Annotated in this window: 12 protein-coding genes; 6 read left to right on the plus strand and 6 right to left on the minus strand. The window is 57.8% G+C overall.

Annotated features, from left to right (window positions below; translation table 11 throughout):
- Positions 1-11: 11 nt before the first annotated feature.
- The 4 genes from ABJM11_RS12690 to alr all read left to right on the plus strand — a co-directional run bounded on the left by ABJM11_RS12690 (position 12) and on the right by alr (position 3988).
- Positions 12-878: a hypothetical protein gene (locus tag ABJM11_RS12690; protein WP_348296256.1), complete on the plus strand. Its 867-nt coding sequence runs from the start codon at positions 12-14 to the stop codon at positions 876-878.
- A 20-nt stretch (positions 879-898) separates the two neighbouring features.
- Positions 899-1345 carry a 50S ribosomal protein L9 gene (rplI, locus tag ABJM11_RS12695; protein WP_348296257.1) on the plus strand — a complete coding sequence of 149 codons (447 nt, stop codon included), beginning with the start codon at positions 899-901 and terminating at the stop codon, positions 1343-1345.
- 148 nt (positions 1346-1493) lie between these two features.
- Positions 1494-2891 (plus strand): replicative DNA helicase, encoded by a 1398-nt coding sequence (dnaB, locus tag ABJM11_RS12700; protein WP_348296258.1) that lies wholly within the window; start codon positions 1494-1496, stop codon positions 2889-2891.
- The gene (alr, locus tag ABJM11_RS12705) at positions 2891-3988 is read left to right on the plus strand and encodes an alanine racemase (RefSeq protein ID WP_348296259.1); all 1098 of its coding nucleotides are present in this window, start codon (positions 2891-2893) and stop codon (positions 3986-3988) included. Before dnaB ends, alr begins: the two co-directional genes overlap by 1 nt.
- 1 nt (position 3989) lies before the next feature.
- Here alr and ABJM11_RS12710 read toward each other — a convergent pair whose 3' ends face one another.
- Positions 3990-4349: a hypothetical protein gene (locus tag ABJM11_RS12710; RefSeq protein ID WP_150993569.1), complete on the minus strand. Its 360-nt coding sequence runs from the start codon at positions 4347-4349 to the stop codon at positions 3990-3992.
- A gap of 204 nt (positions 4350-4553) precedes the next feature.
- Between ABJM11_RS12710 and ABJM11_RS12715 the strand changes: the two genes are divergently transcribed.
- Positions 4554-5432 (plus strand): sugar nucleotide-binding protein, encoded by an 879-nt coding sequence (locus ABJM11_RS12715; RefSeq protein WP_348296260.1) that lies wholly within the window; start codon positions 4554-4556, stop codon positions 5430-5432.
- Positions 5433-5467: 35 nt separating this feature from the next.
- Here ABJM11_RS12715 and fnr read toward each other — a convergent pair whose 3' ends face one another.
- The 3 genes from fnr to ylqF all read right to left on the minus strand — a co-directional run bounded on the left by fnr (position 5468) and on the right by ylqF (position 8615).
- Positions 5468-6214 carry a fumarate/nitrate reduction transcriptional regulator Fnr gene (gene fnr, locus ABJM11_RS12720; protein WP_348296261.1) on the minus strand — a complete coding sequence of 249 codons (747 nt, stop codon included), beginning with the start codon at positions 6212-6214 and terminating at the stop codon, positions 5468-5470.
- Positions 6215-6380: 166 nt separating this feature from the next.
- Positions 6381-7589, minus strand: a complete 1209-nt coding sequence (gene fabB / locus ABJM11_RS12725) for a beta-ketoacyl-ACP synthase I (protein WP_348296262.1) — start codon at positions 7587-7589, stop codon at positions 6381-6383.
- 138 nt (positions 7590-7727) lie between these two features.
- Entirely contained in the window at positions 7728-8615 is an 888-nt protein-coding gene (ylqF, locus tag ABJM11_RS12730; RefSeq protein ID WP_348296263.1) for a ribosome biogenesis GTPase YlqF, read from the minus strand.
- A 218-nt stretch (positions 8616-8833) separates the two neighbouring features.
- On the opposite strand from ylqF, the gene ABJM11_RS12735 reads away from it, so the two are divergent.
- A complete protein-coding gene (locus tag ABJM11_RS12735) occupies positions 8834-9283 on the plus strand; it encodes a Spy/CpxP family protein refolding chaperone (RefSeq protein ID WP_348296264.1) in 450 nt (149 codons plus the stop codon).
- Between the two features lie 409 nt (positions 9284-9692).
- Here the strand turns inward: ABJM11_RS12735 and ABJM11_RS12740 are convergent, their stop codons facing one another.
- Both ABJM11_RS12740 and ABJM11_RS12745 read right to left on the minus strand, forming a co-directional pair.
- Entirely contained in the window at positions 9693-12179 is a 2487-nt protein-coding gene (locus ABJM11_RS12740; protein WP_348296265.1) for an MMPL family transporter, read from the minus strand.
- Between the two features lie 52 nt (positions 12180-12231).
- Positions 12232-13452 carry a methyl-accepting chemotaxis protein gene (locus ABJM11_RS12745; protein WP_348296266.1) on the minus strand — a complete coding sequence of 407 codons (1221 nt, stop codon included), beginning with the start codon at positions 13450-13452 and terminating at the stop codon, positions 12232-12234.
- Between the last annotated feature and the right edge of the window lie 4 nt (positions 13453-13456).

Below are 13456 nucleotides of genomic sequence, written 5' to 3' on the forward strand. Positions count from 1 at the left end.
GACCCGGGACCATGCGTGCACTGGCACAGTTTGTAATGCGCGGTCCTCTGCAGGCAGGCGGGGTTGCGGCAGTTACCACTGCGATACCCCTGTTGTTCTGGATTGGTGCAGCCGTAGTCGGCCTGGTGATTCTCAGGCTGGGCATCAGTCAGGGGCTTAACATTGGCCTCTGGGCATTGCTTCCGGCACTCGGCTGGAGTTGGCTCGGGCAAGACCCGACAGCACTGGCGGTACTGCTTCAGGTAATGCTGATTGCATCCATACTGAGAACAACCCTGTCCTGGGAGAAAGCGCTCCTGGCGGGCAGTTTCCTGGGTATTGTGACGGGCATGATGCTACCCCTTGTGTATCCGGATCTGCTCAATGATCTGGTGCAGACAGGGGTGAGGTTTTACGAGCAATACAATGCCGAAGTGGCCAGCAGTCTTGGCGACAACCTGGAAACAGTTATTCGGCAGACCATGAATGCAAGCATGGCAGGCACGTACCTGGTTACCGGTGTGGGCATGACCATGTTGGCGAGATCCTGGCAGGCGGGGTTGTACAACCCTGGCGGATTCCGGGCCGAGTTCCACTCGCTCCGGCTGTCACCGGCAATCGCAGTTATCTGTGTGATTACCGTGGTGGCAGGGCCCGTTCTCGGGCTGAATTCCATGCTGCTGGGCTGGGCCGGAGGGTTGCCGCTGTTTGTGGCGGGCCTGGCTCTGGTTCATGGCGTTGTTGGTCGTAAAAACCTGAGTGGTCAGTGGCTGGTGATGTTCTATCTGGCGCTGGTACTGCTTGGTCCCAGCCTGATGATTCTGTTGGTAGTTCTGGCTTTTGTGGATAGCTGGCTGGACATCCGGAGGCGAATAAAGCCCTCCGGCCCGGCTGAATAAAGCACGAAGAGGTTAACGAGATGGAAGTTATTCTGCTCGAAAAAGTAGCAAACCTTGGTTCACTGGGTGACAAGGTCAAGGTAAAGGCCGGATACGGTCGTAATTTTCTGCTGCCGTATGGCAAGGCTGTTCCGGCAACCGCCGACAACCTGAAGGCGTTCGAAGAGCGTCGTGCAGAGCTGGAAAAAGCGGCAGCCGAGAAGCTGGCTGAAGCCCAGACTCGTGGCGAGAAGCTGGAAGGCGCCTCCGTCACCATCACCTCCAAGGCTGGTGAAGAAGGCAAGCTGTTCGGCTCTATCGGTGTGCGCGACATCGCTGATGCGATTACCGCCACCGGCACCGAAGTCGAGAAAAGTGAAGTCCGTCTCCCGGAAGGCCCGCTCCGCGTGGTTGGCGAGTACGAGATCGAGCTTCAGCTGCACTCCGACGTGACGGTAACGATTAACCTGGCCGTTGTTGCAGAGTAAACAGCCGAGTAAATTGCACGTCAGGCGGTAACGCCGGGTTCCGACCCGGCGGCAGCCATACAAGCCCGGAATCCGCTCAGGTGGATTCCGGGCTTGTTGCTTTGTGGTGTATGATTTGTCCTTGCCCTAGCTAGACGAAGAAGTTTCCATGGCCAACCCGAATTTCAAACCGGTAAACAGCGACCCTGAAACCAGTCGGATCAAGGTTCCTCCTCATTCCGTAGAGGCTGAGCAGGCGGTTCTCGGCGGTCTGATGCTCGATAACCGCCGATTCGACGAGATCTCGGAAATGATCTCTGCGGTCGATTTCTATCGCCAGGATCACCGGCTGATCTTTGGTGCCGCCGAGCGTCTTGCCAGTGAGAGCGAGCCGCTGGATGTGGTTACGCTGACAGAATTCCTGGAGCGGGCGGGGGATATTGAAGACGCCGGTGGTCTTTCCTACCTTGCGGAGCTGGCGGAAAAAACGCCGGGCGCTGCCAATATCCGCGCTTATGCCGAGATTGTCCGGGAGCGTTCAATCCTGCGCCAGCTGGTACAGGTGTCCGGACAGATCTCGGATTCGGCCTTCAATCCACTGGGACGTAATAGCAACGAGATACTGGACGAGGCCGAGCGCAACGTCTTCCAGATTGCAGAATCCCGGGTAAAAGAAGGTACCGGTCCGCAGGCGATCAACCCGATTCTTACCAAGGCACTCAGCCGTATCGAGGAGCTGTTTGAATCCGGTGAGACTACAACCGGCCTGACCACCGGGTTCAAGGACCTGGATGAGTGGACCTCCGGTATGCAGCCGGCGGATCTGCTGATCGTGGCGGGACGGCCGTCCATGGGTAAGACCACCTTTGCCATGAACATCGTCGAGAACGCGCTGATCAGCACCAGCACACCGATTCTGGTGTTCAGTATGGAGATGCCGGCGGACGCGCTGGTGATGCGTATGCTGTCCTCCCTGGGCCGGATCGACCAGAGCCGGATCCGCAGTGGCAAGCTGGAAGAGGACGACTGGCCCAGGCTTACCTCTGCGGTGAGCCTGTTGAAGGACAAGCCACTATATATTGATGACACCCCTGGCCTGAGCCCTACAGAGATGCGCTCCCGCGCCCGCCGTATTGCCCGTGAGAACGACGGCAAGCTGGGCCTGATCATGGTGGACTATCTGCAGCTGATGCGTGTGCCGGGTAACACAGAGGGTCGTACCGCCGAGATTTCCGAGATTTCCCGTTCCCTGAAAGGCATCGCCAAAGAGTTGAGTTGCCCCGTGGTGGCGCTGTCGCAGCTTAACCGGAGCCTGGAGCAGCGGCCCAACAAGCGCCCGGTGAACTCGGACCTGCGGGAATCCGGCGCCATTGAGCAGGACGCGGATGTAATCATGTTTGTCTACCGCGACGAGGTCTATAACGAAGATACCTCGGACAAGGGGATTGCCGAGATCATTATCGGTAAGCAGCGTAACGGCCCTATCGGTACCGTTCGCCTGGCCTTTATTGGTAAATACACCAAATTCGAAGATCTGGCCCACGGCGATTACGGTGGGGATTATTGATGCCACGGAATACCGTTGCCCGTATTGACACCGCTGCTCTTCGCCACAACTACCGTCTGGCCTGCAGACTGGCCCACCCGGCCCGGCCTATGGCTGTCATCAAGGCTGACGGCTACGGCCATGGCATTCGTGATATGGCCCGGGCGCTGGCGGACGAGGCGCCGAAATTTGCGGTTGCCTGTATTGAAGAGGCGCTGGCCATCCGGGAGGCGGGTGTTGGTCATCCGGTGGTATTGCTGCAGGGTGTTCACAGTGCGAATGACCTGGTCACGTGCGCCCGAGAAGGTTTTGAGGTGGTGGTTCACAGTGACTACCAGTTGAACTGGCTGGAACAGTCAGCGGAAATCCCGACACTCTGGCTCAAGGTGAACACCGGCATGAACCGGCTGGGATTTGCGCCCGCGATGCTGCCGGCGGTGATGACCGGACTGAAAAGCCGGGCCCTGGAGCAGAAACTCGTTGGTTTCGTGACGCATTTTGCCTGCGCGGATGATCCGTCGAGCGGATTTACCGATCAACAGACGCGCGTCTTTACTGAAGCTGTGGTTGACTGGCCGTTATTGGCAAAAAGCGCCGGCAATTCAGCTGCCCATTTCCTGCCCGGCCAGCCTCTGTTTGACTGGAGCCGCCCCGGCATCATGCTCTATGGTGCCTCCCCCATGCTGGAAAGGACGGGGCCGGAACTGGGGCTTGAGCCGGTCATGACCCTGGAAGCGCAGTTGACGGCGGTAAGAGTGCTCAAACCCGGCGAGTCCGTGGGTTACGGTTGCAGTTGGAGAGCCGGGCATGAAACCCGGATGGGAATCGTCGCCATCGGCTACGGCGATGGTTATCCGCGTCATGCCGGTACGGATACGCCCGCCTGGATTGCTGGCAGCCGCATACGCCTGATTGGCCGGGTGTCCATGGACATGCTGGCGGTGGACCTGACCGAGGCACCCGGCGCCTCTGAGGGCGATACGGTGGAGCTTTGGGGCCGGCATGTGAGCGTGGACGAAGTGGCCCGATGTGCGGGCACGATTGCTTATGAACTGCTTACCGGTATCACAGCCCGGGTGCCCAGGCTGTACGACAACCCTGGCGCCACAGCCGGTTAGATCACGAAGCGGCTTCGGGTTCGTGGATAATCTCCTCGATGAAATCGAGAATGGCGGCCAGGCTGCGATCGTCCAGTTTCTTCAGTACCTTGTGGACCACCATTTTACTGCCCTTGAGCATGCTGCTGATGCCCATTCTGGCCATGCCCATCAGCATGCTACTGGCATTCAGCCGGCGTAGAGGCTCCAGGAAGAAGAAGTCAAGACCGTTATCGGTCATCTCGACGATCAGGGCAAACAGCTTGTCGATGGCTTCCTTGTCGGCTTTGCCCCGTTCACGGAGTTCGTCGACGGTATAGAGTGCGCGGGTGCGCAACTCGTCCGGAATGGGGGCGACAATATGGCTTTGTTGTTTCAGCATGTGGGATCCTGTTGTTGAATGCTCGTAAGACCTGCACGGTTCTCCGATACGCATTCTATGGGTTGAGCCTCGTGTGCCATTGGCTTGAACGGTACCGGGCACCCGTCATATCAGTGATATCCCGGGTATTCGTTCCAACCGCTGGCGTGAACGATTACAGTGTACGTACAGATATTTGACCAAAACCGGAGGCAGTGAGCGCCTGTGCACGTTCTTGTTGTTCATGATTATGGCCCCTTGGGGCGGGTATTGCTGGAGCGACTGAGAAAAACGTCGCTGCAGGTCAGTCCGTTGCTGATCAGTGAGCTGGAAACGGCGGATCTCACAGCGCTTGACGGCTGGATTCCCCATGATACCGATCTGATTGTGAACGCGTTATGGCTGGCCAACCCGGAAGTGGCCGAACAGGACCCGGAGGCCACCCACAAGGTATCCTTCTCGCTGCCCGTTGCGCTGGCGGAATATGCCCGTGACCGGAATATGGCCCTGCTGCAGCTATCGTCCTGTTACGTATTCGATGGCCGCAAACAAAGTGCCTACATTGCTTCCAACCCGGGCCAGCCCGGAAACGAACTGGGCAACTGGCAGTGGGAATGCGAACAGGCGGTGCGAACCCTTCTACCCCGGCATATCATCCTGCGGACGGGCTGGAGCCTGGGGCGCTTTATTCGCAAGGTTCAGTCTGTGGCAGCGTGTTCCGATGTCGTCAAACTGCCAGGCAAGTGCCATGGCCAGCCGGTGACCGTGAGCGACCTCTCCCGGGTGATTGCTGCGGTTGTTCAACAGATCGACTGTGGAGCTGAGGTGTGGGGAACCTACCAGTATGCGGGAGCAGAGGATATCTCGCTCTATGAGCTTGGCCTGGCCATAACCGGGCTGAGTGGTATACCCGGAGGGATCCGGGTGGTGGATGAAATGCCGGCCTGGGCGGCTCTCGAACCTGCCAATGCCACCATGATCTGCACCAAGATTCGCAATACCTTTGGCGTCAAGCAGTTACCCTGGCGCTCCGGGCTGGCTGAAGAACTGGAATTGCTGTCGCTGAATGGCGACAGGGAGTTGGCTGACGAACCGGCCAGCTGACGCCGGTCGGTTCATGGTTCAGGCGGCTAGCCTGCTCAGGCGTTCTGGCGCGAGAACTCCCGGGTGACCGTTTGCAACGCCTCGACATCCAGAAGTTCTACCTTCCGGCCGCGGGCGCTGATAATGCCCTGATTCTGGAAGCGAGTGAACACCCGGCTTACGGTTTCCACGGCCAGGCCCAGGAAGTTGGCGATATCGTTACGGGCCATGGGCAGGCTGAAGTTGGTGCCGGACATGCGGCGACGCTGGAATCGGCTCGACAGGGACAGCAGCAGCGCAGCAATCCGCTCCTCCGCCGTATTCTTGCTCAGCAACATGGCTAACTGATGGCTACCCTGTATTTCCTGGCTCATCAGGTGGTACATGTGGTGCTGGAGGTCCGGCAGCTTGCCGGTGAGCTCTTCCAGTTTTTCGATCGGGAACTCACAGACGCTGGTACGCTCTAGTGCCCGGGCGGTACATGCGTAGTTCTTGCTCCCCATGCTGTCCAGACCCACCAGTTCACCAGGCATAAAGAAGCCTGTGACCTGTTCCTCGCCGTTCTCACTGATGATCGATGTTTTGATGGCGCCGCTTTTGACTGCAAAGCAGGATCTGAAAGGTGTGCTCTGGTCGAAGATGTGCTCGCCACGATTGAAAATCCGGCCCTGCTGGACGATGTCTTCGAGCCGGTCGAGGTCATTTTCTTCCACTGCCAGGGGAAGGCACAGGTTGCTGAGGCTGCACTGGTGGCAGGATGCCTTGAGCGGGGAAGCCTGGTGGAGTCTGATAGCTTGAGCCATGGGAGACGGACCATCCATTATTGATGCATGTCAAAACGGTACTTTATTACGAACGGTGGGCTTTGCCAATGACTAATATCCTTGATCTTTTTAAGCATATATTGTTTGGATATATGCTTGGCCCGCTCAGAAGCCTTTGACAGCTTCTGAGCCAGCGGGAGGTGTTTCAGACCTTCCGGAACACAAGGGAGGCATTAGTGCCGCCGAATCCAAAGCTGTTGGACATCACAGTGCCAAGCGCGGCTTCAGTGGAATCTGGGCCTACTACTGGCATGCCGGCATTGCTTTCATCCAGGTGCTGGAGGTTTTTGGTGCCGGCGATGAACCCGTTCTGCAACATAATCAGGGAGTAGATCGCTTCATGGACACCGGATGCACCCAAGGAGTGGCCCGAGAGGGACTTGGTCGAGGATATCTGCGGTATTCTGTCTCCAAAGACACTACGGACCGCTTTCATCTCAGCCACATCGCCTACAGGCGTACTGGTGCCATGGGCATTGATGTAGTCCACCGGAGCTTCCACCGTTGACAGTGCCTGCTGCATGCAACGCATGGCGCCTTCACCGGATGGAGCCACCATGTCGTGGCCGTCGGATGTGGCACCGTAACCCACCAGTTCGGCAATGATGGTTGCGCCGCGTCTGCGGGCGTGTTCCAGCTCTTCCACCACAACCATGCCCCCGCCACCGGCGATCACGAAGCCGTCACGGCCACTGTCGAACGGCCTGGAGGCAGTGTCTGGTGCGTCGTTGTATTTGGTGGACAGGGCCCCCATGGCGTCGAAGAGCATGGTCAGGCTCCAGTCCTCTTCCTCGCCGCCACCGGCAAACACAATATCCTGCTTACCGGCCTGGATCTGTTCAGCGGCATGGCCGATACAGTGCGCACTGGTGGCGCAGGCTGATGACATGGAATAGTTCACGCCGCGTATCTTGAAAGCTGTCGCCAGGCAGGCCGACACGGTGCTTGTCATGATTCTGGGTACCATATAGGGCCCGATACGCTTCACGCCTTTCTCACGCATGATATCGACGGCTTCCACCTGGCTGGCACTGGATGCGCCGCCGGACCCGGCAATCAGCCCGGTGCGGTCATTGGACACCATCTCGTCCGTCAGTCCGGAAGAGGCGATAGCCTGTTCCATGGCGAGGAAGCTGTACATTGCGGACTGCCCCATGAAACGTCGGGTCTTGCGGTCGATGGTCGAGGTGTCCACGTCGATCGACCCCGCAATCTGGCTGCGAAAGCCCATGTCCCGATAGGTCTCATTGAACCGGATGCCGGACCTGCCTTCCCTGAGGCTTGCCAGCACCGCATCCGTGGAGTTGCCCAGGCACGAAACAATGCCCATGCCAGTGATTACAACCCGTCTCATACCTTCCTCCTTAACAAGGCCTGCTCCGATAACCGGGCAGATCCTTTTAATGTCTGACTATACCTACCAGTCTAGGCGCTTTGGAGGCAGGATGGTATTTGACCTTGGTAAGGGAGGGGCTAAAACCCGGTACGGGCGTCAGGTTTTTTCGTTTTTGGCCTGTTGGCGCTCGGCTTCTTCCCGGGTTTCCTTTTCCACCATTTCGGGGGTTTCCAGAGAAATGCGGCCCAGCTTGCCGGACCGGAATTCATTCAGCAGTATCTCAGACACCTTGTGCAGGTCCGGAACGCCGCCACGGCCGAGGAAGCGTCGCTTGAGGGCAATGCCATCCATCAGCGCCAGCCCGTCCGGTGGCAGCTCCTCGAAGCCGTAGCGTGCCATCACCAGCTCCGGGTAGGCATCCAGCAGATAGTCCGCCTCGAACATCGCCACGTCCTCGAATTCGATGACGGCACTGCGGATAGCACCACTGATGGCCAGGCGGTAGCCACAGGCTTCCGGTGACAGCTTTGGCCAGAGAAAACCGGGAGTGTCGTACAGCAATATATTATCTGGTAGCTTGATGGCCTGCTGAGCCCGCGTTACGGCGGGCTCGTTACCGGTCTTGGCGGCAGGCCGGCCTGCGATGGTATTGATCAGCGTGGATTTGCCGACATTGGGAATGCCCAGGATCATCACTCGCAGGGCCCGCTTCTGACGATCATGGCCGGGCGTCATTTCTGCTGCCAGGCGCAGGATATCCAGGGCCTCATCGCGCTGGTTGTGGGTCATGGTAATGGCACGCACGCCCCGTTCCTTCTCCAGCCAGCTCAGCCATCGTTCGGTGATGTCCGGGTCGGCAAGGTCGCGTTTGTTGAGCACCTTTATGACCGGTGTATCGCCGCGCAGGGCAGGCACCAGTGGGTTTTCGCTACTGAACGGCAGGCGTGCGTCCACGACCTCAATAATGAGATCCATCTGGGGCATCACCTTCTTGATCTCCTTACGGGCCTTGTGCATATGCCCTGGAAACCAGTTAATGGCCATGTTTGCTACTCCGGAAGTGGTGAACGGCGCCATTATGGACGGGAATGACTAAATTTTCACATTTCTCTCAACCCGCCTGTGCCGGGAGTTGAGGGTTTCTTGGCTGTGAAGTGTGTACAAAAAGAAGGGGGTTCAGGATGAAATACCCGGTTGTTTTGTTTTAGGGTGTAGGGTCCGGAAACCTGAAGCGACTCAATAATCGATTAGTGGAGATATCTATGAAGCTCGTGAAACTGTTCGGAATTGCCCTGATTGCACTCGGGCTGTCTTCTCCGGCGATGGCCCAGCAATCTGGCGGGCAGCCGGACCAGGTTGATCAACTGGCACAGATGGTTGGCTTGAGCGAAGATCAGCAGAAAGAAATCCGTGGCATCATCGAAGAGATGCAGGCTGAGATTCAGGAGCTTCAGGGTGAAGCCCAGCAGCTGCAGCAGCAGATCCAGGCCCAGATCAAACCGGATTATGACGAAGGTGAGATCCGTGAAAAAGCGGAAGAGCTTGGTGACGTCACTGGCGAGATGACAGCCATGTCCACTCTCATGCAGGCCAGGGTTGATGCGGTGTTCACTGAAGAGCAGCGCGATGAGCTGAACAAGCGCATGCAGCAAATGCAGCAGCAAATGCAACAACAGCGTCAGATGCAGCGGCAGCAGCAGGGTATGCAGTAAGAGTCGGCATTACTCCGGGCTTGGCGCCCGGAACTAAAAAAAACCGCCTTGGCTTATGGCCCTGGCGGTTTTTTCGTTTGTAGCCTGCGATTTCGTGCGTGGCCATTGCGCGGAGGGGCTTTCAGAAACACGCCCGTGAATACGTCCATGTAGGGCTCGGTCGCGCCATCCCTGGCGCTCCACGGTTTCTGAAAGCCCCTCCGCGCAATGGCAGCTGAGCGTTGGAAAATCGCTTTTAGCATGCGATACCACAGATTTTCGCAGGAGCGCCGGTGCCCTCCCTTCCCGGAATGTCTTCGGCCATGGATGGCCGAAGTCAAGCGCACATGGATGTGCTCGTAGCGTTTCCGGGAAGGGAGGGCACCGGTGCGACTACCTCAAACTCAGAAGGCTAGGGGGAGAAGTTAGCTCACAAGTTAGCCCCGAACGGCTTAACCAGCACAATAAGCCGAGGCAACAGAGTAAGCGCACCAACCAGCGCCATGAACATGGCAAAGCCCGTAAACAAGCCGAAGTAGATGGTCGGGATAAAGTTCGACAGCACCAGAATCGAGAAGCCGGTGATGATCGTGAGCGAGGTAAAGAACATCGCCTGCCCGATACTGCGGTGGCAGCGGTGCATGGTGGCTATGTAGTCGCCGTCCTTTGCGAACTCGGTTTTGAATCGGTGGATGTAGTGAATGGTATCGTCCACCGCAATCCCCACGGTAATCGCCGCCACCGTGATCGTCATCATATCCAGTGGGATGCCCAGCCAGCCCATCAGCCCCAGCACCGAGCCAGCCGCAATCAGGTTTGGCGCCATGCCGATCAGCGCCAGCTTGATCGAACGGAACAGAATCAGAAACATAACCATGATCGCCAGGAAAACTACTCCCAGGGTCTTGATCTGGGACTCGAACAGGCTCTGCAGCATGTTGTTGTACATCACCGTCATACCCGTAAGCTTTACCTGATCCTCTTCGAAGCCCATTTCACCGGTCAGATGATTTCGTATGTTATCCAGCAGCTCCTGACGGCGCAGATCGGGGGACGTTTCCAGGATCCGGATACTGAAACGGGCCTGATCGTGTTCTTCGCTGATGTAGGGGGTCAGCAGAATATCCTGCAAATCGTCCGGCACGGCCGAGGGTACGAACGCCAGCTCGAGGGCATTCAGGGGCTCGCCGCCATTTACCTGTGCCAGTATGTCCAGTGTGGTGCTGATGGACTGTACCTTGCCGGTTTCCGGCAGGCTGTCCAGGTACTCATGTACTTTTTCCAGGCGCTCCATTTTCTGGTAGGTAAACCAGGTATCCCGGTACTCCTCCGCTCCGTCACAGTTCTCCACAAACGGATCGCAGTCACTGGCGAAGGGGTCACTGCCGCTTTCGCTCTCCGCAGCCTTGTCGTCGGTGATCACTACATCCAGCGGGGTGGTACCGCCCAGGCGGTCGTCGATGGTGATCATGCCCTGATGGATTTCCGTACTGGACTTGAAGTAGTCGATGAAGCTGTTTTCCACCGTCAGGCGGTTAAGGCCGATGACGCAGAGCACGGCGATGATGGCGGAGCCAACCAATACCGTTTTCCCGTAGTGCTCGGTAAACCGCGCGAATCTGGCGGTAAAGGGAATCCGCTCCGACCGCACCCGGTCGTCCAGCGGGGGAGGCAGCAGCGCCAGCAGGGCGGGGAAGATCACGAAGGTGATGAGGAAGGCGACGGTCAGGCCAATGGTCATCATCCAGCCGAAATCGATCACCGGGCGGATACCACTGAAAGTCAGTGAGCCAAAAGCAACGATGGTGGTGATGGCCATGTAGAAGCAGGGCTTGACCATCGCCAGCAGGGTACTGCGAAGGATGTCACTGGGCGCGGCGTCCGGCTCATCGTGCTGGAATTCCCGGTAGCGGACAATAAGGTGGATAGTCAGCGACAGGGTCATGATCAGCAGCAGCGATACGAAGTTCGAGGAAATCACCGTCACCGGCCAGCGTGCCCAGCTGAGGTAACCGATCACCAGCCATACGGTAAAGCTGCAGCACAGCAGGGGTACCACGACCCAGCGCCATTGACGGAAAATGATCGCCAGGGTCAGCAGCAGGAAAACGAGCACGCCGATGCCGAAGGTGGACAGGTCGTTTTCGATAAAGCGAATCATGTCGGCGACAATCATTGGTACACCACCGAGATAGATCTCGGCCCGGCCCCGGTAGCTGTCGAGAATGGCACGGACGTTGTCGATGGTTCGGTCCCGCTCCTCGCCCTGGGCTTCGGTGAATTCGATAAACTTCCGGCTTACGGCTTCGAGTTGCTGCTGTTCCTGCGCAGTGGCTTCGCCACTGTCCACCTTGTCCCGCAGGTTATTGCGTTCATGGAGCAGCTCGAAATAGCGTTCCGGGGTGGGCAGGTTAACCTGTATCGCGGTGGTGTGTCCGTCTTCACTGATCAGCAGGTTGGGGTAAAGTGGGTTATTGAGCAGTGCTTTGCGGGCGGTTTCAGGTTTGATCCCATCCTCGTCGATGGTTTTTATCTCGGAATCCACGGTGTCCAGGGTCAGGTCCGGGCTGTGGAGCAGGGGAACGTTGAGAATACTGTTTGTAGAGCTGACGTTGTCCAGCGCCGACAACTCATCCCGTAACGAGGCCAGCAGGGCCAGCCCATCGTCGCTGAACAGCTCCTCGTTGGGCGTATATGTCACAACCAGGAAATCGTCAGAGGTAGTAAACCGGCGGTTTACTTCCCGATACTGCTCCAGTGAGCGATCGTTTTCGAGGACGAGGGACTCGGCCGAAGCGTCCAGGCGGAACTGGTCAAGGCGCAGGCTGGCGATAACCAGCAGCACACCGAACAGCAGAAGTATCACAAAAGGACGGGGGAAAATCAGCCGGTCATAGAACGATCGAAGCCAGGACATCGAAAAGAGCACCCTTCACAGTGGAAACGAGTGCAGAGTGTGCCACAAACTGTCAGTCGACGGTGACCCTGTTTGACGCTTCTTCCAGGGAGTCGATCAGTTGTTTCAGGCGCTTACTCATATCGGCGCTTTCGGTGAGCTGGGTGACCATGCTTTCCGTGGTATCGCGGATGCTCTGTACATTGGCCAGCACCTGGTCGGTGGAAGCTGTCTGTTCGGCGGAGACATTGGCAATTTCCTGATTGGTCTCGTCGATGCGGCCGACGACCGAATTGATGGCATCCAGTGATTTTCGGGCTTCTTCTGACTCTTCCACACAGCGGGAAGCATCCTCTGAACTGCCGGTCATCTGGGTGACGGCTGCATCCATGGCGGTTAGCAGTCGGTCGATGGTGCCCTGAATCTGGTCGGTGGAATCCTGCACCCGTTGCGCCAGGTTGCGTACTTCGTCGGCCACAACGGCAAAACCCCGGCCCTGTTCTCCGGCTCGGGCCGCCTCAATGGCAGCGTTCAGTGCCAGCAGGTTGGTCTGTTCGGCAATGCCCTTGATTTCGGCCACGGCGTGGCTGATTTCGTGACTGTTTTCCGCCAGGGCCTGCACGCGGTTTGCGGCGGTCTGGATGGCTGTGGCCAGATGCCGGATAGAATCGGCACTGCGGCCGACCCTTTCACTGCCATCAATGGCGGTATTTCTGGCTTCGTGGGAAAGGGTCTTGGCGATACCCGCCTGTTCAGCAATGCCGGTGAAGCTCTGCAGCATGGTTTCGACGACCTCGGAGCTGCGCTCGGCGCCCGCCTGCTGGCGGTTCAGGTCGTCTCTGCGGGCCTCTGCCGCGGTTGTCAGCTCCCGTACCTCACTGTGAAGGTGGTCGATCGCCTGTTTCATGCTTTTGACCACGCCCATAGTGCGGTCCTGCATGGCGTTGAAGGCCAGGGCCATTTCGCCGATTTCGTCCGTGGAGTCTATATGGGCCCGCTCACTGAGATTGCCGGAAGCCTGAACCGAAACCATGGTTTTTTTCAGGCGGTACACATGCCGTTCGATAAATGAGATCAGCAGTTGCGAGCCAGCCATCTCAAGCACCATCAGCACGGCGACAACCAGTGCAAAGCCTCCGGCGGTTTCGCTGAAAACGGCGGAAAAGGACTGGTCCGTGAGCTCTGCAATGGTGTTCATGGCGTAGAGGACCAACAGGCAGAGAACCACAAACACAACAATGTTGAGCAGCCAGAACTTGTATTTAAGCCGGGCATTCCTGAGCAGTTGTAGCATGGAG

The sequence above is a fragment of the Marinobacter sp. genome, assembly GCF_039977835.1.
GTDB lineage: Bacteria > Pseudomonadota > Gammaproteobacteria > Pseudomonadales > Oleiphilaceae > Marinobacter.